Below are 24,273 nucleotides of genomic sequence, written 5' to 3' on the forward strand. Positions count from 1 at the left end.
TAAATGGTAAGTAAAAGCGCTCGAAAAAAATCCGAGCGCTTTTACACTTAATGTTCTCCGCCCTCATTGAACTTAACTCTTTTACAGTTTGAGGCGATAACTTATAAGAATATCTTTTGGTTCAAAACCAACTTTCATATATACTCGATTTGCTTGACTATTTGCTCTATCAACGGTTAGTTTAATTTCATTAATTTGTGGAAATGAAAACATCTCTGTTAAAACTTCCTTTAACAACCTCGTTCCTAGACCTTGACTCTGAGCATTCTTTGAAACACTGATATACTCCAATGAAGCCTCTCGCATTTCAGTATCGACTTCAAAGTACGCATAGCCTTGCAACTCATTAGACATATTTTTAAGTATCTTTAACATATTTCTATCGTTAAGTCTCTCAATAATTGTTTTTCCATCATAATAAGTATTTTGAAACATTGCGTTATGCAGCATTTCAAATGCTTGAAAATCACTATGTTTAAATGGCTCGCTTTTCATTTCAATAACTTTATCAAAATTTTGTTCTTTAATTTCTAAGATCAAGTGTTCACCAGTCTTTTTTGCTTTTATTTCATTCATAAATACTTGTTGCAGCTCATTTTCTTCATTGATAAAAAAATGAAATTTTTGAATCAAAGGATTTTCATTAACTAACTGTTTCCATAATTGAGATTGCAAATCAATAGAAGATGTTTTATTAAAAGGTCCCCACACTTCTGCTACCGTTTCTTCGATATCAAATCCAATAGCCGCTAAAATTTCTCCTGTCCCATTTCTAGCGATTAAAAATTTAATATCGCCCTCGTCACTAATAAAAGCTTCTTTTAATGTCTGGTAGATTTCTTCTTCTTTTTCACCACAATAACCAATATGTAATGTTTTCTGACTATTTGTTTCTGATAGAAATCGAGATAATTCACCGAGGTTATTTGCTTTTTCTATAATAGCATCCATAACACTATCCCCTTCTTTAACTCCAATTTAGTGTCGTGTTCGTTCCTACTTCAAGCTATCCCTGCTTATTAACCCCTTTTACCTTCCTAGTTTGAAATTATTATTCTATATGATATTAATTAATCTCAACACAAATAAGGTAATGAAATCTCGCGTCCGTCATAGGCAAAGCTTACGTTTTTATCTAAAAGCATCTCAGCGTGCTTTCTGATATCGATATCATGTGATAAATGAGTAAACACCATGTTTTTTGCCTGTAGCTTCACTTTAATCTCCATTGCCTCTGTCACATCATATACGGATCTTTTTTCTTTTTGAAGATATTCTTTCCAGAAAGATGTACCGAATATCAGTAAATCTAAGTGGTAAAAAGGCTTCCACTGTTCATTTGTCACATTAAAAGAATCGGATACATACGCCCAGCGTTCGCCTTGTTTTTGATGAACCACAATACCGTAGGAATAACCGTTAAATCCGTGATTTACTTTATGAAACGTAATGGCCGTTTCTCCGCTTTCCCACTTTAACGTGCCATTAAAGTTAAGCCCTTTTCTTTTTGCGAGATAAGGAAATCTTTTGATTAACTCATTGATGACTTCAGGCGCTCCTACGACTTCTGTACTTACATTATTCCAGTAGCATAAGTCGGCTAAATCCCCTAAACCAGCAACATGATCATTGTGAGGATGAGTAATAAACACGGTAGAAGGGATTTTTTTGTTATTGTATAAATGAAATTGATGTTTAAAATCAGGTGATACATCAATCAAACACACATTACCGTCCAGTGTGAACTGTGCACTAGGTCTTGTGCGCTGATTTAATGGATCTTTTTGCGCGCATACTTTACAGTCACATAATAATCGAGGCACTCCTTGAGCATCGCTCGTCCCATAAAATAAAAGCTTGTTCATTGCTCTGTTTCCCCCTTTTTTTCTTCTAAAGGTCTATCTTTTTATTTTAAGAAATGCCCTATGGTGTTCTGCATCTTTCTTTTATTTGTCCTTCTAGAATAAAACCAGCTTTTATGTAAAACAGCCAGTCTTTTTAACGACTGGCTTTGCTATATTCCTTATAAAAAACGTTTTTATGCTTTTTCTATTGCTTTCTTTCTTCGTCTCTTTCAACAATATGCTGAAGAATAGATAATTTGTTTGTCCAAAATTGTTCGTAGTAAGAAAGCCAATCTTTTATCTCTTTCAAAGGCTCTGGCTGAAGATGATACACTTTTTCTCTGCCTTTTTTTTGTCCATGGACTAGGTCTGCTTCTGAAAGTATATGAAGATGCTTGACAACAGCGGTACGGCTTATTGAAAAATGGGACGTTATTTCTGAAATAGGCAATTCTTTTTCAGAAAGCAGCTCAAGTACTTTTCTTCGAGTAGGATCAGCAATGGCTTGAAAGATATCATGCTTGGCAGCTGATGAAGTCATTTAGTTTTCAACAACCTTTCGAAGTTTTTCATTCACGAGACTAGTCCACCCGTAGCTCATTCTATCTCGTACCACTGAACTCTTTTCGTTTGCTTTTTCAAGAAGTGTTTCAGCTTCTTTCCAGCCGCTATGAATAAGCGTAAATTCAGTTTGATTACCCATTTCTTTTAAGGTAAACGAAACGACCCATCCATCCGTATCCCAAGAGAAAGAAAGATAGTTTGGTGCATCTATTTCTAATACTTTACACGGAGATGGTCCAAAAGGCGATTGCAAATGAAATTCATATCCTACCAGAGGCTGAAAATCATTAGGCATGAACCATTGTTGGAGCCCTTCTGCGGTTGCTACTTTATCCCAAACTTTTTGAATCGGCGCGTTAAATATTATCGTCTGTTTTACATCTTCTACTACACTTTTATCATTCATCGTTGTCTTCATTCTCCTTTTCCGAAAATAACACCAAAAGGTTTTATATAAAAATAATATAACACCTTTTGGTTTCATGTCAATTCTTCTTTCGAAAAATGAAATCCTTCAATACATCTCCGTTCTTTGATAAAGAAATTTGTTATAATGTTGAATGAGTGCATTTTGTTATATTTCAAATATATCTTTTAAACGATGCTTCGTCCGCTTTGTGCCAATGCATAGTGAATACCGTGCTGCAATGTTTGAAAACAATCATATTTTGATAAATCAATATGAGTCTTTGATATAACTAAGCCTAAGTCAGCAGAAATTCCTACTAAAATTGTTTTCGTACCAATCAGGGACGCTGCTGCACCTAATTTTTCAATAAGACTTGCCGTATATTCAGTAAGTTCTTTATCCAATCCGGTTAAATCCAGCACAAGATAATTAGCCTGATGTTTTGGGAGGTTATTTAATGTATTGACAATCAAATCTTCCGTTCGATCCTCGTCGTACTTGCCAATCAAAGGAACGACGACTATGCCTTCCAAAACCGGAATAATAGGAGAAGAAAGCTTTTTAATAAGATCTTTTAACTCTGCCGTTTTTTCTGCTACAATGTTTTGCAAATGTTCTATTTTCTGCGCTTCTTTTCTTCTCGCTAATTGATGAATATTTTGAGTGATATCAATGTTGGAAGGGAAGTATTCTACTGTGGTGCATTCATGCCCTTCTATTTGATGTTGAATCACCTTGTACCAAATGTTTGTTCCGAATAGTCCTGTGAAAATCCCTGCGTAATGGGCCGGAAGAAAATTTCCTCCCTTTGTTTTCTTTTGGGCCACGTTAATTTTATGTTCCCAACTGTCTTTTAATTCAGCAGATAGAGTTTTACTTTCAGGATCTAAATATTTTATAGTAGTTTTTCCCCATCCAGCCGAAGCGTATGTATTTGTAATTAACTCAGCCGCTTCAAAAACCGTTACGCCCTTCATGTTTTGAAAGTACTCTCCTACTACTAATCCTTGTCGAAAACCAGTAGTTTCCAGTACTACCGAAGCTGCCTCTTCTCCAGATATTTCTTCGATTGTGTCAAACAATGTTTTCATCGCCGAAGAAATCCAAAAAAGAATCGCATCTTCTCCTTCAAAGCTAAATTTTCCTTTTTCTAAATCCCAAGCAAAACTAAGACCACCTATATCAATATTCTTTTTTTCACCCATGCCGGAATCTCCTTTTTATATAGTCTCTCTACTATAGTGGTTTTTACGTAAAAGTGAGTATGAATTACCTTGGATGCTGCTTTTTTTAATCTTATCATTATTAGCTCTAAAGGAACAATTCTTTTCAACCTACTGAGCTTGTAATAGTGGTGAAATAAAAAAAGCTTCTATTTTATGAAGAAGCTTTTCGGCTGAATTATTTAGTTTTCCTCATTCCCCTGACAGCTCGGACATTCATAAACGTGCACAAAATAAAGCCCAACATGGTAAAAACGTTTTCCTAAGCAGTCTGGACATGTGCCTGCTTCACGCATTTGTTCGCGTCGTTTTTCTCGCTGATTAGCTAAAAGATTTACAAATTTCATTAAAAAGACCTCCGCATGTTTTTGACTATAGGTTTTCCTAGTAGGAAGCCTTTTATTCGACCCGGTATATTTATCACAGCGCCTGCTTAAGTTTACTTTTAATCATGCTCAAGTTTTCTAATAGCACAAAAAAAGGATAGATAAAGCAGTCTCATGACGCTCATCTATCCTTCATTTTTACTCTATCTAATGCTTAACGTTATATCTGATTGGTGATAAAATCCAGCATATATAAGTTATCCTTCTACTTTGTATTTTTCTTTTTTTCGAAGAAACGGCCACCAGTTTCCTTCTCCAAGCGTCACGACAATCGCTGGCATAAGAAGCGGAAGAATAACAAGACCATAAAGTAAAAGACCGATGATAACAACTGTTGCTACATGAACAAGCGTTAATACACCTGATGGCATCATAGCCCCAAACGTTCCGGCTAGGATAATAGCGGCAGTAATAATAACCGACCCCATCTTACTCATAGACGTAACCATGCCTTCTGCTACGCCGCTTTTCACTTCTTCGTTAAAACGGTCTAACAAGAAAATAGAATAGTCAATTCCAAGAGCAACTAAAATAACAAAACTAAAGAATGGCACGGCCCAGCTGATTCCGTCATTCCCCATTATATCCACGAATAGAAGCTCTGAGATTCCCATTGCTGTATAATACGTAAGCAACAGTGAAGCAATCATGTATACAGGCATGATCATTGAACGGAATAAAATGGTCAAAACAATAAACAATCCAATCATCATAATAACCATTGTGCGTGAAAGATCCGTTGTAGATAAATCTTTTAAATCCGCATTTGAGCTCGATACCCCTCCATACACAATTTCTGTATGCTCAAACGGCGTATCAACGACTTCGCTTGCCACCGCTTTTTCAATATTTTTTACGGTTGAAATGGCTTCTTCAGAATATGGATTTTGATCGAGCACTACGCTGAGCTTAACTCCTTTTCCATCTGCAAAAGAATAGTTGTCGATGGATTGTTTAAACCCTTTATCTTTCATCACTTCTGTTGGAAGATAAATACCCGTATCTCTCACTGTTGAGCTGTCACTCATGTTATCAAGCATACCTGTTGCTTTTGTTAAGCCATCTGAGATTTTCGTTAGCCCATCATTTGCACTGTCAACACCTTCTGCTAATTGATTGATACTGTCTGATAGGGTTCCGACTTGGCCTTGCTGAGCTGAAAGATTCTCATTTGCTTGTTGAAGACCGGTTTGAATGGTAGTAAGCTGTTTGCTGAGTGCTGCAAGCTGAGGAACCGCTTGCTGCACATTTCCTGTTGTAGAGAGCTGAGTGCTGACAAGCTGCAGCTGTTGATTAACTTGAGCTAATCCGTCTGCGGCAGGTGCAAGTGACCCGCCAGATTCTTTAGAAGCAGAACCCGTTTGGTCAGCTATTTGATTTAGCCCTTTTTCAATATCACTTAATCCTTTTTGTACATCTCCGATTCCTTTAACAGCATCTTTGATTCCGTCTGATACAGAGCCCAGCTGTGAATTAACATATAAATCATCAATCTTTTCTCCGGTAGGCTGTGTGATCGTCATAACAGAATCCACGTGATTCACTTTTTCAATTGCTTTGCTTATATTTCCTAAATACGGAATAATATCCGCCTTTGTTAACTCTTTATCTCCTTTAATAATAACATTGACAGGAAATGCTTTTCCTTCTCCCAGTGCGTCACTGATAGCATTTAGTCCTTTTATAGATTTATAATCACTGCTTATTTCAGCAGTAGAATCAAACGATACTTTTGAGTCATACGTTACAATAAAAGGCACGGTAATAATCGCTGTAATGACTAAAAATACGAACGGTCGCGCTACTGCCTTTCTTCCTAAAAACCCCCACAGCTTATTATCGCTATGAGAAGCCACTTTTTTAGACGGCCAAAATAATTTTTCTCCAAGCGTAACCATAAAAAGTGGCAGCAAGGTAAATAAAATCACTAGCAGCACACCAACTCCCACTGCTACGCCAACGGCCGATTGGAAAATAGCAAACTTGGCAAATCCGATGGCTGCAAAACCAATAAATACGGCAATTCCGCTGATGAATAACGTTCTTCCTGCTGTACGGTAAGCCGTGATCGTGGCTTCTACTTTATCATGTCCGTTAGCCAATTCTTCACGGAAACGGTTAAGTAAAAGAATGCAGTAATCCGTACCTATTCCAAACAAAATAGCTACTAAGAACGTTTGCGTGAACGTTGAGATTGGAAAATCGACATTTTTAACTAAAATACCTAGTAACGATTGACTGATTAAGTATGTGATTCCCACAATTAAAATAGGAATAAACGGCGTCACGACTGAACGGAAAACGAGTAGAAGCAAACCTAAAATCAAGAAGATAGTAATAAACTCGGTTTTCTTTAACCCTTCTTCTGAACTGTGTGCAAAATCCTGATTAATAAGAGATGCACCTGTTACATATGCCGTAACGTCTTTTGGCACGCTGTCATAAATCTGATTCGCTATTTTTTCAACTTTTTCATCCGATCCACTGACAGTAACCGGAACTAAAACGGTTTTTTTGTCTTTAGACATTAATTGGTTACGAACATCTTGATCATCTGTTAAAGGCGTTGTAACATCTTTTACACCTTTAATTTTCTCTGTCTTATCAATGATTTTCTGTATTTGTTTCTCACTATCTTTATCTAATGCGTTATCTAGCTTGATCACCATGCTGATGGTGTTACTGTCTTCCCCGGCATTTTTGAGAATTTGGCTGGCCCTAGATGAAACGGCATCATCAGGAAGCTGAGACTGTCCTTTTTCACTTGCGAGCTTTGTTAAATTGGGTGCCGTTAGCATCAATATGACCGTTAAAGCTAAAATAAAGGCCGCAATCACCCATTTAAATTTCACAATAAATTTCATTTTTTGCTTTCCCCTTTTATAGTTAACTTTTCTTTTGCCATTGTAAGAATTTCAATGAATGTATCTATTTTTTCTTCTTCTACATCATCAAACAAATTCTCAATGATACTAAAACACGCGGCATTTCCGTCATGTATTACCTTTTCTCCTTCAGCCGTAATCTTAATAAGCTTAGAACGTTTATCGCTCTCTAGTTCATTAGTGTCCCACTCCACAAGCCCTTTTTCGAGCAGTTTTTTAATTCGATTCGAAATGGCACTTTTATGAACACCTTGCAAGACAGCGAGACTGCCAGGTGAAGATGGGCCTTTAATCATCAAACTATTTAACAAATCAAACTGCTGCCTTGAGACATGTTCGAAGAGGTTATGGCTCAGCTCTCTGTGAATGACTTCGGTTCCTACAAACAGCACTTCTTCAAAAAGTTCTACAGCTTGATATAACTTGCTTTTCGTCACTTCTTTCCCTCCTTTGCTCATTTAGTTTATAGGTATAAACTATTCAACTTTAAAAATAGTTTATAGGACTAAACTTTATTCTGTCAATAAATTTATGTCTGACTGTCTTCATATATGATACAGATAAACGGAATCCCAAAAGATACCGCTTACATCAGTTTTTTTGGTTGTCAAAGCTCAATCACTTAAGTATTATTAGTAATTGACTTCTTTTCAAGGAGATATAAATTTTATACACAGAAAGGGTGATCACACATGAATACAATGCATACTAATGAGCAGGTCAGTAAGAAGGATTCCTTTCCAATTGCTCTTATCTCGTTGACTCTTGGAGCTTTTGCTATTGGAATGACGGAATTCGTTATTATGGGGATACTGCCTAACGTTGCAGAAGACCTTCATGTTAGCATTTCGACTGCTGGTCAGCTAATTACGAGCTATGCTTTAGGAGTAGCGATTGGCGCGCCAATTTTAACCATTTTCACTCATCGACTTCCTCAAAAGCTTCTGCTTTGTTTACTCATGCTTTTATTTATTCTCGGAAATGCGATTGCTATTATTGCACCTAACTATGGAATTTTGATGGGAGCTCGTTTAGTTACGGCGTTATGTCACGGTACTTTCTTTGGAGTAGGCGCTGTTATTGCTTCACGGCTCGTACAACCGCATAAGCGAGCAAGTGCTGTTGCAACGATGATGGCAGGTTTAACCATTGCAAATATCATCGGCGTTCCTGTAGGAACATTTATTGGCCAACACTTAGGTTGGAGAGCTTCGTTTGGGGCTATTACCATTATGGGAATCATTGCATTTATCGGTATTATTCTGTTTATCCCAAAGCTTGGTCAAGAAAAATTAACGGGTCTAAAACAGCAGTTTGCTGCTTTTAGCCAACCAAAACTTCTTGTGATGCTTCTTTTAAGTGCAATAGGGTGCGGTAGTTTATTTACTGTATTTACGTACATTACACCGCTTCTTGAAGACGTTACGGGAGTAAGTGAACACAGCGTTACGTGGATACTTGTATTGTACGGATGCGGCGTTACGCTTGGAAATGTTGTTGGAGGAAAGCTTGCAGATTGGAAGTTAATGCCTTCGGTTGTAGGTATCTTTGCTTTTCTTTGTATTGTGCTGACTATTTTTACGTTTACTGTCAAAAGCCCAGCAGCAGCGATTATCACGCTGTTTTTCTGGGGAGCAGCAGCATTTGCTGTAATGCCTGGTATTCAAGTGAAAATTATGAACTTAGCACAGGAAGCACCTGCTTTAGCTTCTACTTCGAATCACTCATTTGCTAACTTAGGAAATGCTTTTGGCGCCTTTTTCGGAGGCGTAATTATTAACCATATGGGACTTACTTCACTTCCTTGGGTTGGCGCCATTTTTGTAGGAACGGCTTTTGTTATTAGCACTTGTCTGTTTATTGTGGAAACACGCAAAAAACATAGTGAACAATCGTCCTAACTGTCTAACAACTGAACAAAAAGCAAAAAAAGAGCCTTTCTTGGATGAAAGGCTCTTTTTTTGCTTCTAACTCGCTTTTTTCATTTCTTTACTTGTTAATCGACTGTGTTTACGAGAATAACCTATATACACAAATATACCAAGCACAATCCATATGCTAAAATATAGCCATGTTGTTTTAGGAAGATTAATCATTAAAAATAAACAAGATAATACAGATAAAATTGGTAAAACCGGGACAAACGGCATTGTAAATCCACGTTTTAAAGTTGGGTGCGTTTTGCGTAAGATGATAATGCTGACGCCCACCATACCGAAAGTTAAAAGGGCTCCGATATTTGCTAAATTCGCAAGTTCTTTTAAATCGATAAATCCTGAAATTAACGCTCCGATAATTCCTACTAGCCAAGTGGAGAGAGTCGGAACTCCCGTTTTCTCATTTGTTTTAGCAAATGCTTTTGGTAGCAAGCCGTCGCGGCTCATTGAGAATAAAATTCGTGTTGCTGCATAAATGTAGGCGAAAATAACAGCCATAATTCCAATGACAGCTCCTGCAGCAATAACTCCTGCCACTGCATTTTGTCCTACTGAATGAAGAACATAGGCCATTGCTTCTGGAACATTCAGTTCCTTGTAAGAAACAACCCCTGTCATAACAAGGCATACCGCTACATAAATAATCGTGCAGATCACGAGTGAACTAATAATTCCAATTGGCAAATTGCGCTGCGGGTTCTTTACTTCTTCTGCTGATGTAGATAAAGCATCAAAACCTAAGAAAGCAAAAAATACGGCCGCTCCCCCTGTCACAACCCCTTCAATTCCATAAGGCATAAAAGGAGTCCAATTAGACGGCTTCACATAAAAAGCCCCTACAATAATAAAGAGAAGGATAATAAATAATTTAACAAGTACCATAAAATTATTCACTTTTTTACTTTCTTTAGTTCCCCTTGAAAGCAGCCATGTAATAAGAAGGGTAATACAAATAGCAGGAAGGTTCACCAGGCCTCCATTTGCAGGGATCGTAATCAATTCTTTTGGGAGTGAAAAACCAAAGCCTTCTAAAAAATTATTAAAATAAGAAGACCATCCATTTGCTACTGCTGACATCGTTAATAAATAGACGGAAAGCAATGTCCATCCCATTAAGTGTGCTACCACTTCGCCGATGGTTGCATATGTATAGGTGTAAACGCTCCCAGATACAGGTATAGTTGAAGCAAATTCCGCATAGCACAGCGCTGCAAAACCGCATACAATAGAAGCCAGTATAAAAGAAAAAATAACGGCTGGCCCCGCATCGTTAGCAGCTACTAAGCCTGTTAACACTAAAACCCCCGTTCCTATTACGGCTCCAATACCAAGAAGAGTCAAATCGAATGCCCCTAATGTTTTGACTAGAGATTTGTTTTGACTTTGTTCTAATAATTGCTCGATTGACTTCTTTTTAAATAGTTTTCCCATTGCACTCTCTCCTCTCTGTTGCCACTCATCCATTAAAAAACTTAAAAATGACGTCTTTTCCTATTTGACTACGCGTTTTTACTTCAGATACAGAAGTAATTATATAGAAATAATTACTAACTTGTCTATTAGTATACTAATATCATTATATATATTTCAAGAGTTTTTGTAAGCGATTTCTTAATCTCTCTATTTTGGCTTTATCAACTAAATAAAGAAATCATCGTTGTGATTATGTATAATAAGTTTGAATAAAATTAATATTCTAAAAAATAAATCGATTTATTTCCAGATAGTTTTTTTCGCTACCTATCTTCAAATATAAATTCCTGACATAGGGATTATTTACAGAACGATGAATGTTTTACCTTAACGGGTGTTATAATGATGAAAACTGAAGCGTATGAAGGGCGGAGAGAGATGCTTAACTTACTTATTGGCTGTATTTTACTAGCATTAGGAGTGTACTTTATGTTTAAATTTCTTTTTTATTCTCCTTCTAAAAAGAAGCGAGGTCAGCAACCTATGAACAAATTGTCAAATGGAGATTCAGCTCCATCAAATGCAAACGATTCGAATGGGATAAGATAATTTTTTTCACAAAATACCGGCGTTTGTCTAAGGCAAAAGTTATACTGCCGATATATAATATCTTATACCCTTCTAGTTCAATATTCCCTTCATTTTGGTGTAAGACAAGATGAAGGGAATCACTATCCGACTTAAAAAATCGGATTTTTCTATTTAGCAAGGTAAATGGCCTCAATAAACTCTGTTTGAATCCATTTCTTTATTCAAGTGTACAGCTGCCTCTTCAACACTTACTGTTCCAATGTTTTTCTTCCCGTGCTTTCGCATAGCAAGCGATTTATTTTCTACTTCTTTATCTCCTATTACGGCCATATAAGGAACTTTGAGCATTTCGGCTTCTCTAATTTTCAGACCTATTTTTTCAATACGATCATCCACTTCAACACGATACCCTTGTGACTCCAGCTCGTGTTTCACCTTGTACGCATATTCCACATGCGGCGGTGCAATAGGCAAAAGCTTAAATTGAACTGGAGCTAACCAAAGAGGAAATTGACCTTCATAATGTTCAATCAAGATGGCCATAAAACGTTCAACGGAACCGTATATAGCGCGGTGAATCATTACGGGACGGTGCGGTTTATTGTCTTCTCCAATATACATACAGTCAAACTTCTCTGGCATTAAGAAATCAAGCTGAACTGTTCCGCACTGCCAGCTACGGCCTAGGGAATCTAAAATATGAAAATCGATTTTCGGCCCGTAAAAAGCTCCGTCTCCTTCATTTACCTGATAGTCTAAGCCTTTTTCATTTAGCACCGATTGAAGCGACTTTTCTGCTTGATTCCATGTTTCAATATCTCCCATAAATTTTTCAGGACGTGTGGATAGCTCCACTTTGTAATCAAAGCCAAAATGTGAATAAAAGTCATGGATAAACGCTAGAATGCGGCTAATCTCAGCTTCGATCTGACTGAGTTCTACGAATAAATGCGCATCGTCCTGTGTGAATGACCGAACTCTTAGTAATCCGTTTAAAGAGCCAGAAAGCTCGTGGCGATGAACTAACCCGAGCTCCGCGTATCGAACTGGAAGTTCTCGGTAGCTTCTTCGCTTGCTGTTAAACAATAAAATGGCTCCCGGACAATTCATCGGTTTAATCGCATAGTTTTGTTTGTCAACATTTGAAAAATACATATTTTCATGATAGTGCTCCCAATGCCCTGATTGTTCCCATAGCTCCTGTTTCATCATGATGGGTGTTTTTATCTCTTGATAGCCTGCTTTGTAATGCTTTTGTTTCCAGTAGTTTTCTAACTCATTTCGAACAATCATTCCGTTAGGTAAGAAAAACGGCATACCAGGAGCTTCTTCCATCGACATAAACAGCTCCAGTTCTTGACCTAATTTTTGATGATTTCGTTTTTCTGCTTCCATTTGTTTTGACATGTTCATTCCTCCAATATGTTTTTATTCAACAAAAAAACCGCACTCATCCCTAATAAAGGGACGAATGCGGCCGTGGTACCACCCTAATTCCGTAAAATACCTATACGTATTTTACGCTTAAAAAGATAACGGTTTTACCGGTTGCAGTTTCAGTGTATACACATTCCCCGCCGCAGCTCCAAGGTGGTAAATTCATTTCGTTTTCTAAGGGTTCTCAGCCAGTGACCCTACTCTCTGTAAAGAAAATCCAAAAATGATTCATGTCCTTTTCAATGCTTGTATATTCATTTTTTCTACATAAAAAACCGCACTCATCCCTAGTGAAGGGACGAATGCGGTCGTGGTACCACCCTAATTCCGTAAAATACCTGTATGCATTTTACGCTCAAAAAAGATAACGGTTTTACCGATTGCAGTTTCAGTTATGCACATTCCCTGCAATAGCTCTAAGGTGGTAAATTAGATGATTTCTTAAGGGCTCCCAGCCGCTGACCCTATTCTCTGCGAAGAAAACGGCACCTAATTCATGTCCTTTTCATTGCCAAATAATGTTTGTTAGTTGTTAAAAGTGATTATAGTGTATAAATTTTACAGAAGTCAAGAAATAATTTTTATTTTTTAATATTATAGAGTTAATTTATGCTTAAATTCCCGAAAAGTTACTTAAGAATATATGGGCTTAAAAAGTTTTTTATTATAATATTAACACCTGCATTTTATTTTGTTTTTGCCTTTATTGTGTAAAAATAAAGGCAAAAAAGAAAGATATTACAAGCACTTATTTGCTTTATCTAAGTATTATTAACGAATTAAAATCCAGTACTGCTCAAATCAGAATAAGTAACATAGCACAAGTATCATCAGTTTTTTTATTTATATACTAAAATATTAAATATACCTTTTTCTACTTACACCAATATTAGGCTTGAACTCGTCGAAACTATTTTTTATCTATCTTTAGACGGAAGCTCCTGGTACATGCTTCCACTTTGCGGAAAAATCCGTTTTTTCCTGAGTTGTTCTTTAAGAATAACATCAAGCTGCCGCTGAATTTTCCTTGTTTCATTTGTTGAAAAATACGGGTAAGCCAAATTTACTGTTTCTAACGGATCCTTGGTCAAATTGTACATTTCAATTTGATCCGGAACCGATGTTTCTTTAAGGTTAGTAAGATCTACCGGGTAACTTTCATATTGCTCTCGGTGGATGACTTCATCTTTTTCGTTAGGTGCTGACCGAAATTGCGGATTATCATGGTATCGAGCGTATTTCCAGATTTCCTTTCCTGCGGCTGATTGAAACTCCACAATGACCGCTTGAATGTGATTAGGCTGAACGACTGACGGATAGCTTTCTCCTAAAAAATTTGTTTGGTGAAGTCCTTTTGTGGGGTCATCATCCGTCATAAAGAAAATCGGTGCTTTTTCTTGATGGAGCGATGTTTCTCCTCGCAACGTTCCTGAGAGGTCTCGCCCAACAAATGGATGTACTTCCGTATGACTTTTTTGCAATTGCTTTTGAACAGCGGAAACATCGATATTAGCCAAGCTAAGCATTGTCGGGATCAAGTCAACATGACTAGTCAGCAAGTCTGTACGTTGATAACTAGGAAACAAATGCTTGTTATGAATGAGAAGCGGCACGTGAATCGACTCTTCATACATGTTGTACCATTTTTGATGTAGTCCTCCGTGAGCCCCAAGCAAATCACCGTGATCCGACGTGAAAATAATAATGGTATTGTCATAGAACGAAGATTGTTCTATAGTCCGAAGGACTTTCAAAATTTGTTTATCAACATTTTTTTGAAGCTGATAATATAAGCGCCGGTAGAAACTAGAATTTGGCGTCGGCTGCAGCGCTTTTGGGTAGATGTATTTATAGCTGCTTTGAGCGCTAGGCTTCGTTTGTAAAGATTCTCTAATAGTAGGTGGCGGCTCGATGTTCGGAATTGTCTCATCAATAGAAAACTGAAACATAGCAAGGTGTTTGGTGATTGCTCCGAACAGCGCAATGTCATGCGGGTTCACAAACGAAGCTACTATGAGCCAAGGCTGCGCAGTCTTTTGATATTCTAATCGTTGAATAAGCTCTATGATTTCCTCTGCATATATTTCGTCTCGTCCACTCACTCCAATGGCCGCAGATGAACCAGAATTGTGCGGGTTTCTCCCTTCCGGCTCTGGACCAATCCACCCTGAAAAACCAAACTTTTCAAGCTTATTAGCCCGTTGATAGAGGCGCTCTTTTTCTGGATCCGGTATTCCTGTTTGCATCTGGTAGCTAGAAAAAACGTTATGTGTTCCTGGAATTAAGATGTTCTCATCAGAAATATGCCATTTTCCTTTATAAAAGGTTTGATACCCAGCCTGCTTAAAATAATCTCCCATCGTTGGGACGGTATTAGGCTGCAGCCAAAACATATCAGGATCTTGTGACTTCTTTGCGATACCTTGCGTTTGGGTCACTCCGTGCAAGGAAGGGTACTGCCCTGTAAACAATGTAGCTCGACTCGGTGAACAGGCTGTAGAACCGACGTAGTGACGAGTAAACCCCATTCCATGCTGTTTTAAAAATTCATGTGCTTTTAAATATTTTTTTCGCCACTTTTTTACTTCTTTACTTTCATATACGGGTGGAAATCGTTCTTCGTCCACCATAATCAACAAAAAATTAGGCTGCTCTTTCATGTTTACTCCTCCGCGTGTTTATCAAATGTTCTGTATTGATAAACTATGTAAAAAGTACTTTTTTTAGAAGAACGGAGTAAGGTTCATGTCTTTTTATACCCAAACAAAAAAAGACTTAGAGGATTTCTCTAAGTCTTTCATAACGCGTTTCAATACGATATTCCTTATTTTTTGTATGCTTTTAGCTGCTGATTTCGTTTATAGGTACCCATTATACTAGGTATACCTACAATTATGCTTATCATAAAACTCCACATCATGTAGCGCCAATCCCCTGTAACAAGCGCTACTCCCATAAAAAAATGAGCTGACCAACAAGAGCTAACCATGAAGCTATCCAAGCAAACATCATATTCTCTTTCAAGTTATCACCTCATATTTTTAATTACGAATGACTTCTTTTATTTTACCATAAAATTCTAATTTTAAAGGTTGTTCTACTGTTTATGCTATGTACATAACTAAAAAAGCTAATGATAGCACGTAGCTAGCCATTAGCTTTTTTATTATTTTGCAAATACATGATGCCCTATTTTAATTGTTTCTTGTTTTTGGCGCAGCCATTGATCTCCCGTTTTATCAGGATTAAAGAAGAATAATGAACCTTTTCCTTGACCTTGGAAGTTAATTGCTTCTTCTACAGCTTTTTTTGAACCTTTGTCTGCAGGTTTATTAATTTGACCGTTGCTGACTGGGCTGTACTGACCTTTTTGATAAATAACGCCTTTTACAGTGTCAGGGAATTTGCTGCTGTCGACTCTATTTAATACAACTGTTGCCACGGCTACTTTGCCTGCGTACGGCTCTCCTTTAGCTTCAGCTGATACAAGACGAGCTAATAGTTCTTTATCATTTTTATTTACTTGAATGTGCTGTTCATGAGCGGGTGCTGCTGCAAATGCTGAGTAACCTGCACCAAAACTCGGGATAAGCATTGCGATAGCAATTACTAGTTTTTTCATCATAAAAATAAAAGCCTCCTTGCTATTTCTTGACGTGGTTCATATGCTAGCAGAAATATAGGAGTCTTTCATTGCAAAAAATTATCCAGTTCCAAAAGAAATTGTATATTCTCGTATTTTTTTAACTATTTTTTAATTTGTTCAACTTTCTGTTTTAAAGCAGCTTTTTTCAGACGACTCTGCAGTTTATCCTTTAATAACCTCTATGCGTTTACTTTATTGTCATAAACAACTTTTATTTTATAGTCTAGGTATCTGTAATACTGCTCACAGTCAGAGTAAGAGTCATGAGTCGTCAAAATAAATCCAGGGTACCCTGAAAAGTGCGGATACGGAAAAATTTCTGTACCTTTAGTTATGAACTGAATAACTCTTTTTACTTCACTATCTCTATGCACGTCTTCTACGCCTTGAATTTCTTTGAAAATTCCGTGACCTTGTACAGGAATAATGTAGTTGCCTACTACTTTCTTTTGTTGTCCTTTGTCTTTTAATGCAGGAGGTTTTAAACCTAATACATAGTAAAAAACTAGCTCCATATAGTTAATACCTGTACTTTTTTTTACGATATAATGTGAAATACCAGACCCTCCGATGCGCGCTCCTATTTCAATCACATAAGGTTTTCCTGCTGGGTCCAAGCGTAATTCAATATGAGCGGGGCCATTTTCAATCCCTAAAGCGGTTGCTGCTTTAGCTGCTTCTTGCGAAATAGATTCCCAAACGTTTTCTTCCAGGTGAGCTGGAGCTATATAAACACCTTCTTCAAAAAAAGGCCCTTTTGAATTTCCTTTGTAGCCTATAGAAAGTACATAAACTTCTCCTTCTACAGAAAACGTCTCAATAGCAAACTCCGGTCCGTCTATAAATTGTTCAATTACGATACCTGTTTTATTTTTTGTGAACTTACCTAGATCTTCTTCATTTACGCGTCTCACTTTTTCTATGCTGTCGATCAGTTCCTCTTTATTATTCGCTCTTGACACTCCTTGACTCGCAAATCCGTTAGAAGGTTTTATTACAACAGGATAGGTTAATAAAAGATCCTTTACTTCCTCTTCATTTTTAATCTCTTTAAAATAAGGAGTATTAAGGTTACTATCTTTTAAAATCTTCCTCATCATCTGTTTGTTGCGACAGTTACTAATCACAAACGGTGATAAGCCCGGCAAGTTTAGTTCTTTTGCCAATTGAGCGACAAACTCTAACGCCGGTTCATATATTGTCATAATACCGTCAAACGAATTTTGGTTATGCTCTGTTTTAATAACCTCAAGAGCTTTCTCCGGAGCCTGAAATAGATCAATGGGTATAAATTTTTGTACGTGTTTAAGATGTGTAGGTTCTGCTTCCTCTTGGTTATAAAAAAATGTCATTTTAATTCCGAGAGCTTCTGCTTCTTCAAAAATAAACGGTAAATATGTATTCTGTAACACGATTGCCAAGTGCTTATTTCGTAACGGCATTTACTTCCCTCATTTCGAACAGCTTTTCACTGTTTGATGACTAAATTCTAATGACAGCTTCGTACATTTGTCAATTTAATCCTGTATAATATTAGGAATATATAGAATGTTTAATATAGCAGTAAAACGTTGAGAAGCCAGATGTTTATAGAAGGGATACTAAAGGACATTTAAAAGCGGAAATTTTGCTATTTAATTATAAAGATATGGTTAGAAAAAAATTAATGAGAATTTTTATAAAAAAAAGAAAGGTTGACCTAGGTTCAACCTTTCTTTTTTATGTTTTTTATTAAAATAGATAGTAACCATTTATAAAGTTACATCTTTTTCAGCCATCTCATTTAGTATTCTTTTTAAAGCGACGTCCGGGTTTAATCCAGGATCTGTTATATGCTGAACTAAGCCTTCCGCACTTTCACTGATTTCTTTTTCCGTAGCAACAACCGAATTGTATTGAACAAAGTGAGTAAGAAACTTCATGCCCGTTAAGTTAGCCGTTTGTTGCAGCGGTTTTGTTAACTCACTAATCGTATAGTTGTTATAACCTCCTGCTCTATATGACTTTTGCGGACCTCCTACTGAAATTGCCAATACAAATTCTTTTCCATGCAGTTTGGTGCCATTCGTGCCGTATGCCCAGCCGAAAGTTAATACATCGTCCAACCATTTCTTCATTAGCGGAGGCGTACTATACCAGTAAAAAGGAAATTGAAAAACGATGCGGTCATGCTTTAATAAAAGCTCTTGCTCTTTTTCTACATCAATTTCCCAATTCGGATAGCGCTCATAGATATTATTAACTGTGACATCTTCCTTTTCTAATCGCTTCATCCACGCTTTATTAACGTTAGATTCTGCTAAATTAGGGTGAAATATATTTACTAATACTTTCATTATGATCTCTCCTATATTGTGTATAATTTTTATAGTACGGAGATGATTTTCACTTAAACATCTCCTCTTAAATTCCTTTACACGTTTATTTTAGGAGATATTCAAGTCGTTTTCTTGTACAAAATTCGGTTATTTTTGTATAAAATTTTGTTTCCACTTAAGCGGGGACATTCCCGTTATTTTTTTAAAATGCTTTGAGAAGTGGCTTTGATCTGTAAAGCCTAATTCATAAGCAATTTCACTAAGCGGCAAACTGGAGCTTTGTAATTTTTCTTTTGCTCTTTCAATTCGAATCTTAAGCAAGTATTGATGGGGCGTTACGCCTAGCGTTTGTTTAAAGCTGTTAATGAAATGAGAGGAACTTAAATTAGATAAACGAGTTAACTCATCTAATGTAATGGATTCAGCATAGTGATCTTGCATGTATTCCATCGCTATTTTTAAATGCTCAAGTCCCGGCGTCTTACTAAGAAAATTGGATTGACTATCGTTATGCTGTTTTAAAATGTGATAAATAATTAAATTTGTAACTGAGTCAATGTAAAGTTTTCCTTGAGGATTCCCATGTTCGACCTCTTCATTAAGCCACAAAAGAAGCTGCTGCATTTTATGATCTTGATTTCTAAGGTAATAGCTTAGATCAAGGCTAGAAGATAAGCTTTCTTTATCAGCTATTTCTTTAACGATTTGAGGATTTAACTCAACACGTAAAAAAGATAACGGTTCTTTCCACTCGCAAGTGCTGTCAGCTCCCGCAGGAATAAAGTTAATATCATTTTTAAACGCTACTCCTCCATGAAAGCTGTCTGCTACTGTTTCTTGAATTGCAACAGGCTTAGCGGTACGGTGAAGAAGAAGCAAATGTTTATCCAACGTTTCACGTGCTTGTTGAGGCTGCACGTTTACTGCTTTTATAATTTGAATATTTTCTTGTTTTTGACTCAAAACGTCATTTGAGTTAAACTTCACTTCTTTCATATAGCGCTCCTTTTTTATAGAGATATCCATCTTTTACTTTTTAGTTTGAATTTATGTGAACCCTTTTTGATTACTATAACGAAAGAGAAAATAAAAAGAAAAAGAAGTGAACTTATAATTCACTTCTTTTTTTGACGTAGCATTTATTTCATAGGCTGTACAGTGTCGTTAGATTTTTGTTTTGCATCACGCTGAACGAAAAAAATGATACAAAGCGCTAGAAGATATAAACATGCAAAAGCTGTTATGTACCAAAGCGCTGAGGTAATGCCGCTTGCGTCCATAGTAAAGCCAATAAGCGCAGGGAAAACAGCACCTCCAAGCCCTGAAAAACCAGTAATTAAACTTGTTACAATACGGGCAGATCCGGTAAACGTATGGTTAGCATATACCATCGTTATCGAATAGATACCTGACATTGCAAGCCCTAAAAACCCTAATAAAATATAGCCTGCTACTGCTTCTTTTAACACAATAAACAGCACTAAACTCACAATTGTCCCTCCAATGCTACCAAAAAGATAACGTTCGTATGTAACAATTCGAATAATCCATCCAGTAGCCACTCGTCCTATGAGCATAGCCACCCAAAAAACGCTTATGCTTAAAGTAGCCTGTGAGGGAATTACGTCTAGATATGTGATAAAAATAGACGAAAGAAAATTATTCATACTGCTTTCTACTCCGGCATACATAAAAATCATCACACTAAAAAGAGCGAGTATTTTCCATCTTTGATTTTTAGCAAGCACAGGCGCAGGTTCTGAGTTGGCGTCTGAAGCACCGCTTTCTGAAGTTGAAACAGTCTCTTTTTTAAAAGGAATCATTTTACAGACTACAACCATTAGTAAAGCTAGTATACTGGTTATAAAAAATGAATACCTCCAGCTGTTCTGTGAAATCAATAAGCTAGCTATTAACGGCATCAACAGCGCACCCAGGCCAAATGATACTTCTAAATAACTCATAACAATAGCTCTTCTACCGATAAATACTTCCATCATTAAAGTAGCTACAACTACTTCCAAGGCCGCTACACCAATACCATTTAAGAAATTGAATACGATAATCCACTCGAATGGAGGCAATAAAAGCATACCTATTTGTGATAGCGCTATCATTAATGCGGAAATTGTAAGTAAATTCATTTCGCTGAAGCGTCCTAATAGAAAAGAAGATAGCGGAACTCCTATCAAAAATCCTAAAGAACCTACTAATACAAGCTGCCCGCCAACTGTATAAGACACATGGTAATGTGTTAACAATTGCGGTAAGACGGATCCTACGGCTGTAATGACTAATCCGCCCAACAAATAAAGCGCATATGAAGCTAGCGCAAATTTTTTCATCTTCCCACTCCCTTATATCCTCTAAAGCGTTCTTTCTGTACTCAATTATAAAGGTTTTTCTTAGATTATTAACCGAAATCCTAGAAAAAAATTTCTCCATACGCTACTTAAGTTCCAATCATTTATAAGATAAAACAAAAAGAAGGAGATCTATGTCTCCTTCTTTTTGCTATTCACCTTATAGTGATGCTTTTAAAATAGCTAAAATATCATCTTTATTCAGTTTCTTAAAGTTACCGAAACCTCCGTGCTCCATTTCACGAGCAGCAATTCCAGCAATTTCGTCTAGTCGCTCTTCTCCGATATCGTAATCTGCTAAGCGAGAAGGTGCACCAAGGCTTGACCAAAAAGCGCTTAGCTTATCGATTCCTTCTAACGCAATTTCTTTGTCACTTTTACCTGCAGTTTCAATATCAAACATGCTTGTCATGACGCGTTTCATACGAGTGACATCTTGATCTACAACGTGTCGCATCCAATTTGGGAATAGGATTGCTAAACCGCCCGCATGAGGAATGTCATATACTGCTGATACCGCGTGTTCAATTGTATGTGAAGCCCAATCGCCAAAGTAGCCCATTTGAAGTGTTCCGTTTAATGCGATCGTTCCGGAATATAAAATCGTTTCGCGGTGTTCGTAGCTTTGCAGATCTTCTAGCAATTTCGGTGCTGTTTCAATTACTGTTTGTAATACGGAATAGCACATACGATCTTGTAAAGGCGTGTTTTTCACGTTATGGAAATATTGTTCGAAAACGTGGCTCATCATGTCTACCATGCCGTAGATAGTTTGATCTCTAGGAACAGACATCGTGTTCACAGGATCTAGTATAGAAAATACAGGGTGCGTAACGGCGCTTCCCCAAACGTATTTTTCATTTGTTTCCCAATTCGTAATAACCGAATCAGGATTCATTTCAGAACCTGTTGCTGCCAATGTTAATACCGTTCCAAACGGCAGTGCTTTTGTAGCCGTGACTTTTTTGTTAATAATATCCCAGACGTCTCCTTCATACTCAGCTCCGGCAGCGATTGCTTTTGTACAGTCAATAACGCTTCCTCCGCCGACTGCTAGCATGAAATCAATGTTTTCATTTCGGCAAATTTCAATTCCTTTTCGTACCGTAGATAATCGAGGGTTTGGCTCTACGCCCGCTAACTCGTGTATGTTTACGTTTAGCTCTTTTAACAGCGCAAGAACTTGATCATATAAACCGTTTTTCTTAATGCTTCCTCCACCATATACAAGCAAAATATTTTTTCCGTATTTCGGGAGTTCTTCTGATAATGCTTGAAGCTGATCTTTTCCGAAGATTAATTTTGTGGGATTATGATAAATGAAATTTTCCATACTATCTGTATACCTCCTAGTTGAATATAAAGTAAGTTGTCGCATTACGCGAACAAGAATGTAAGTATAAATGTAAAACGAAAATTTTTCAAGAGTTAAGTTCTCAAATCGCGTACTTTGTTTTATTGAGTGATTAAAATGAAGAAAATGGCTTCCTAGACATAAAAAAGAGAGCAAGTAAATGCTCTCTTTAAAGCTCTTTATAAACCATTTTTCTATACGTAACAAAGCCTTCTTTTTCGTAAAAACTCTCCGCAACCGTATTGTCACTCCAGTAATCCAACTCAATTGTATTTATGTCTTGAGTACGGGCAATGCTATAAATTTCTTTCATCAAACTTGAACCAAACCCTTTGTTTTTGTGGAGTTCTGCGATACTTATTTGATGAACATAAATTGACTTGTAAGCTTTTTTAAACACTGTTTCTGAATACTGCTTTATTTCAACCCAAGCGAATCCTACATGCTGTCCTTCATCTTCTGCTAAAAGAAAGATAAACCTATCGTTTTCCATAACTTTCTTAAAAAATTCATGTATCTTCTGAAAATCATATGTTTGAAAGCGCTCGGGGGATAATTCTACATGCAGTTGATGAACAGACTGATTAAGCTTGGCAATTGTATCAGCATCGAAAGTACGGCTAATCTTCAATTTTTTCTCTCCTATATATCTCATATTTAGTAGTGGTCGTTATGAATTTATTTCGTTTAATATAGCCGGTGCGTTTGAGGTAAATAACAGATAGTTTTTATTGGTCGTTTTAATAAAAATTCGGTCAGTTGTTCCGTACGGAGGGCCAATTCGAATGGCGTTTGCTTCTTTGCCTCCGTACGTGTCATCTTCCGTTACTTCAAGAATGTCTTCTAACGGAATCGTAAAGTGTGCAAGCTGCCATTTTATAATGAGATTATCATTTATTTTTCGGACACTGATAGTTGGTGTAAACATTTTGTCCATCCCCTTTGGCTTCTATTTATCTTAACTTTGTCTCTCTGCAACGTGTTCTTTTATCCTTAAAATCGCTTCTTTCGGACAGCCTTGAAAATAGCCTCCGTGATAACAAATAACATGCTCGATCTCATAGTTTAAAAACTTTTCAAGTGATTGAACTGCTTGGTCCATATTTAAGGTCGTTTGTTTAACAGGTTCCATTAGCTGTCCATTTGCCAATACTAGAGCATCTCCGGCAACCAGCGTTTTTGATTTTCTTAAATAAAAACTAACGTGCCCAGGCGTATGTCCGGGAGTAAAAATAACTTCAATGCCTCCGCAGTATGGAAGCAGTTGACTCCCTTTTAATACTATATCCACGTCAACTTTTGGAGGGGTTTTATATAAATATTTTATTTCATCAGGTATAGCTGATAGTTCTTCTTTACTCATTTGACTAGCATTCGTTTTAATAAGCGGAAGTTTCCCTTCAATATACGGCTTATCAAATTCATGAGCATATACGATGATATTTTTATTTGATTTTTTTCGTATATCAGTCGCACACCCTATATGATCTAGATCTTGATGCGTTAGAAGAATTACTTTTAGCTGTTCAATAGATATATTCAATTCACCCAAGATCTCTTTCAGTTGATCGGTTTGCCCAGGCATTCCTGTATCAATTAGAATAGCTTCATCGTTATTCCAAACTAACGTAGGATTTAGTATTATATCTTGGTCAAAAGCTCTGGCAGTCAACTGTAGCATCTCAACACCTGCAGAAATTCTCATTACGAACCCCTTTTCTTATTAAAGTACAAAGATTTCCGACCTCCACAATTGCTTAGCATGCAGTGCTATTCTTGAATTTTATCAATAAACAAAATAAAAACCAGACTGGAAAAAAATCACTTTTTATGATATGATATTCGTATAACAGAGTGTAAAATAATCGATTTTTATAAATGAAAAGGTGAACCCCACTGTCCG

The 24,273-nt window shown here is 36.9% G+C and carries 22 protein-coding genes and 2 other annotated features; of the genes, 2 read left to right on the forward strand and 20 right to left on the reverse strand.

Translation table 11 applies throughout. The features are described from left to right. Nucleotides 1–81: 81 nt before the first annotated feature. The 8 genes from AC1VNJ_RS13480 to AC1VNJ_RS13515 all read right to left on the reverse strand — a co-directional run bounded on the left by AC1VNJ_RS13480 (nt 82) and on the right by AC1VNJ_RS13515 (nt 7,748). Complete coding sequence (locus AC1VNJ_RS13480; protein ID WP_482640898.1) at nt 82–951, reverse strand: GNAT family N-acetyltransferase; 870 nt, start codon at nt 949–951, stop codon at nt 82–84. A 125-nt stretch (nt 952–1,076) separates the two neighbouring features. Further along, nucleotides 1,077–1,865, reverse strand: a complete 789-nt coding sequence (locus AC1VNJ_RS13485) for an MBL fold metallo-hydrolase (protein ID WP_482640899.1) — start codon at nt 1,863–1,865, stop codon at nt 1,077–1,079. 184 nt (nt 1,866–2,049) lie between these two features. Continuing rightward, the gene (locus AC1VNJ_RS13490; RefSeq protein ID WP_034266233.1) at nt 2,050–2,385 is read right to left on the reverse strand and encodes an ArsR/SmtB family transcription factor; all 336 of its coding nucleotides are present in this window, start codon (nt 2,383–2,385) and stop codon (nt 2,050–2,052) included. Next, entirely contained in the window at nt 2,386–2,814 is a 429-nt protein-coding gene (locus AC1VNJ_RS13495) for an SRPBCC family protein (RefSeq protein WP_028413312.1), read from the reverse strand. Nucleotides 2,815–3,002: 188 nt separating this feature from the next. Further along, entirely contained in the window at nt 3,003–4,022 is a 1,020-nt protein-coding gene (locus AC1VNJ_RS13500; protein WP_034266230.1) for an STAS domain-containing protein, read from the reverse strand. 200 nt (nt 4,023–4,222) lie between these two features. Then, complete coding sequence (locus tag AC1VNJ_RS13505) at nt 4,223–4,387, reverse strand: hypothetical protein (RefSeq protein WP_186807034.1); 165 nt, start codon at nt 4,385–4,387, stop codon at nt 4,223–4,225. 236 nt (nt 4,388–4,623) lie between these two features. Then, nucleotides 4,624–7,290, reverse strand: coding sequence for an MMPL family transporter (locus AC1VNJ_RS13510; protein ID WP_482640900.1), 2,667 nt, complete (start codon nt 7,288–7,290; stop codon nt 4,624–4,626). After that, a complete protein-coding gene (locus AC1VNJ_RS13515) occupies nt 7,287–7,748 on the reverse strand; it encodes a MarR family winged helix-turn-helix transcriptional regulator (RefSeq protein WP_033579007.1) in 462 nt (153 codons plus the stop codon). The genes AC1VNJ_RS13510 and AC1VNJ_RS13515 overlap by 4 nt, the downstream gene beginning before the upstream one ends. A 255-nt stretch (nt 7,749–8,003) precedes the next feature. On the opposite strand from AC1VNJ_RS13515, the gene AC1VNJ_RS13520 reads away from it, so the two are divergent. Continuing rightward, nucleotides 8,004–9,212, forward strand: coding sequence for an MFS transporter (locus AC1VNJ_RS13520; protein WP_165636066.1), 1,209 nt, complete (start codon nt 8,004–8,006; stop codon nt 9,210–9,212). Between the two features lie 66 nt (nt 9,213–9,278). Here the strand turns inward: AC1VNJ_RS13520 and AC1VNJ_RS13525 are convergent, their stop codons facing one another. Continuing rightward, nucleotides 9,279–10,679, reverse strand: a complete 1,401-nt coding sequence (locus tag AC1VNJ_RS13525) for an amino acid permease (protein ID WP_048020877.1) — start codon at nt 10,677–10,679, stop codon at nt 9,279–9,281. Between the two features lie 387 nt (nt 10,680–11,066). Between AC1VNJ_RS13525 and AC1VNJ_RS13530 the strand changes: the two genes are divergently transcribed. Further along, nucleotides 11,067–11,270: a hypothetical protein gene (locus AC1VNJ_RS13530; RefSeq protein ID WP_235918749.1), complete on the forward strand. Its 204-nt coding sequence runs from the start codon at nt 11,067–11,069 to the stop codon at nt 11,268–11,270. Between the two features lie 171 nt (nt 11,271–11,441). On the opposite strand, the gene thrS is transcribed toward AC1VNJ_RS13530, so the two are convergent. The 11 genes from thrS to AC1VNJ_RS13585 all read right to left on the reverse strand — a co-directional run bounded on the left by thrS (nt 11,442) and on the right by AC1VNJ_RS13585 (nt 24,075). Next, entirely contained in the window at nt 11,442–12,659 is a 1,218-nt protein-coding gene (thrS, locus tag AC1VNJ_RS13535) for a threonine--tRNA ligase (protein WP_098999333.1), read from the reverse strand. Nucleotides 12,660–12,712: 53 nt separating this feature from the next. Further along, nucleotides 12,713–12,941 (reverse strand) — a binding site (T-box leader). 39 nt (nt 12,942–12,980) lie between these two features. Continuing rightward, nucleotides 12,981–13,207 (reverse strand) — a binding site (T-box leader). A gap of 399 nt (nt 13,208–13,606) precedes the next feature. Beyond that, entirely contained in the window at nt 13,607–15,349 is a 1,743-nt protein-coding gene (locus AC1VNJ_RS13540) for a sulfatase family protein (protein WP_482640901.1), read from the reverse strand. 506 nt (nt 15,350–15,855) lie between these two features. Continuing rightward, entirely contained in the window at nt 15,856–16,314 is a 459-nt protein-coding gene (locus AC1VNJ_RS13545) for a cell wall hydrolase (protein ID WP_033579000.1), read from the reverse strand. 200 nt (nt 16,315–16,514) lie between these two features. Continuing rightward, on the reverse strand, nt 16,515–17,777 hold the full coding sequence (locus AC1VNJ_RS13550; RefSeq protein ID WP_482640902.1) for an ATP-grasp domain-containing protein: 1,263 nt from the start codon (nt 17,775–17,777) through the stop codon (nt 16,515–16,517). A 309-nt stretch (nt 17,778–18,086) separates the two neighbouring features. Further along, complete coding sequence (locus AC1VNJ_RS13555) at nt 18,087–18,671, reverse strand: NAD(P)H-dependent oxidoreductase (RefSeq protein WP_340843303.1); 585 nt, start codon at nt 18,669–18,671, stop codon at nt 18,087–18,089. Nucleotides 18,672–18,800: 129 nt separating this feature from the next. After that, nucleotides 18,801–19,649 (reverse strand): AraC family transcriptional regulator, encoded by an 849-nt coding sequence (locus tag AC1VNJ_RS13560; RefSeq protein WP_328173418.1) that lies wholly within the window; start codon nt 19,647–19,649, stop codon nt 18,801–18,803. Between the two features lie 143 nt (nt 19,650–19,792). Next, the gene (locus tag AC1VNJ_RS13565; protein WP_482640903.1) at nt 19,793–20,998 is read right to left on the reverse strand and encodes an MFS transporter; all 1,206 of its coding nucleotides are present in this window, start codon (nt 20,996–20,998) and stop codon (nt 19,793–19,795) included. Between the two features lie 178 nt (nt 20,999–21,176). Then, the gene (locus AC1VNJ_RS13570) at nt 21,177–22,349 is read right to left on the reverse strand and encodes an iron-containing alcohol dehydrogenase (RefSeq protein WP_034266185.1); all 1,173 of its coding nucleotides are present in this window, start codon (nt 22,347–22,349) and stop codon (nt 21,177–21,179) included. A gap of 190 nt (nt 22,350–22,539) precedes the next feature. Then, on the reverse strand, nt 22,540–23,001 hold the full coding sequence (locus AC1VNJ_RS13575; RefSeq protein ID WP_033578995.1) for a GNAT family N-acetyltransferase: 462 nt from the start codon (nt 22,999–23,001) through the stop codon (nt 22,540–22,542). Nucleotides 23,002–23,040: 39 nt separating this feature from the next. Continuing rightward, on the reverse strand, nt 23,041–23,298 hold the full coding sequence (locus AC1VNJ_RS13580) for a SunI/YnzG family protein (protein ID WP_033578994.1): 258 nt from the start codon (nt 23,296–23,298) through the stop codon (nt 23,041–23,043). A gap of 30 nt (nt 23,299–23,328) precedes the next feature. Further along, nucleotides 23,329–24,075 (reverse strand): MBL fold metallo-hydrolase, encoded by a 747-nt coding sequence (locus tag AC1VNJ_RS13585; protein WP_328173415.1) that lies wholly within the window; start codon nt 24,073–24,075, stop codon nt 23,329–23,331. Between the last annotated feature and the right edge of the window lie 198 nt (nt 24,076–24,273).

Source organism: Priestia sp. 3CA3 (assembly GCF_056836725.1).

Excerpts from the sequence above, each read along its gene's own strand:
- AC1VNJ_RS13555 (WP_340843303.1), bottom strand. The coding sequence starts at position 18,671 with ATGAAAGTATTAGTAAATATATTTCACCCTAATTTAGCAGAATCTAAC.
- AC1VNJ_RS13505 (WP_186807034.1), bottom strand. The coding sequence starts at position 4,387 with ATGAAATTTGTAAATCTTTTAGCTAATCAGCGAGAAAAACGACGCGAA.
- AC1VNJ_RS13580 (WP_033578994.1), bottom strand. The coding sequence starts at position 23,298 with ATGTTTACACCAACTATCAGTGTCCGAAAAATAAATGATAATCTCATT.
- AC1VNJ_RS13525 (WP_048020877.1), bottom strand. The coding sequence starts at position 10,679 with ATGGGAAAACTATTTAAAAAGAAGTCAATCGAGCAATTATTAGAACAA.
- AC1VNJ_RS13550 (WP_482640902.1), bottom strand. The coding sequence starts at position 17,777 with ATGCCGTTACGAAATAAGCACTTGGCAATCGTGTTACAGAATACATAT.
- AC1VNJ_RS13495 (WP_028413312.1), bottom strand. The coding sequence starts at position 2,814 with ATGAATGATAAAAGTGTAGTAGAAGATGTAAAACAGACGATAATATTT.
- AC1VNJ_RS13560 (WP_328173418.1), bottom strand. The coding sequence starts at position 19,649 with ATGAAAGAAGTGAAGTTTAACTCAAATGACGTTTTGAGTCAAAAACAA.
- AC1VNJ_RS13500 (WP_034266230.1), bottom strand. The coding sequence starts at position 4,022 with ATGGGTGAAAAAAAGAATATTGATATAGGTGGTCTTAGTTTTGCTTGG.
- AC1VNJ_RS13485 (WP_482640899.1), bottom strand. The coding sequence starts at position 1,865 with ATGAACAAGCTTTTATTTTATGGGACGAGCGATGCTCAAGGAGTGCCT.
- AC1VNJ_RS13570 (WP_034266185.1), bottom strand. The coding sequence starts at position 22,349 with ATGGAAAATTTCATTTATCATAATCCCACAAAATTAATCTTCGGAAAA.
- thrS (WP_098999333.1), bottom strand. The coding sequence starts at position 12,659 with ATGTCAAAACAAATGGAAGCAGAAAAACGAAATCATCAAAAATTAGGT.
- AC1VNJ_RS13530 (WP_235918749.1), top strand. The coding sequence starts at position 11,067 with ATGAAAACTGAAGCGTATGAAGGGCGGAGAGAGATGCTTAACTTACTT.
- AC1VNJ_RS13565 (WP_482640903.1), bottom strand. The coding sequence starts at position 20,998 with ATGAAAAAATTTGCGCTAGCTTCATATGCGCTTTATTTGTTGGGCGGA.
- AC1VNJ_RS13510 (WP_482640900.1), bottom strand. The coding sequence starts at position 7,290 with ATGAAATTTATTGTGAAATTTAAATGGGTGATTGCGGCCTTTATTTTA.
- AC1VNJ_RS13585 (WP_328173415.1), bottom strand. The coding sequence starts at position 24,075 with ATGAGAATTTCTGCAGGTGTTGAGATGCTACAGTTGACTGCCAGAGCT.
- AC1VNJ_RS13540 (WP_482640901.1), bottom strand. The coding sequence starts at position 15,349 with ATGAAAGAGCAGCCTAATTTTTTGTTGATTATGGTGGACGAAGAACGA.
- AC1VNJ_RS13490 (WP_034266233.1), bottom strand. The coding sequence starts at position 2,385 with ATGACTTCATCAGCTGCCAAGCATGATATCTTTCAAGCCATTGCTGAT.
- AC1VNJ_RS13545 (WP_033579000.1), bottom strand. The coding sequence starts at position 16,314 with ATGATGAAAAAACTAGTAATTGCTATCGCAATGCTTATCCCGAGTTTT.
- AC1VNJ_RS13520 (WP_165636066.1), top strand. The coding sequence starts at position 8,004 with ATGAATACAATGCATACTAATGAGCAGGTCAGTAAGAAGGATTCCTTT.
- AC1VNJ_RS13480 (WP_482640898.1), bottom strand. The coding sequence starts at position 951 with ATGGATGCTATTATAGAAAAAGCAAATAACCTCGGTGAATTATCTCGA.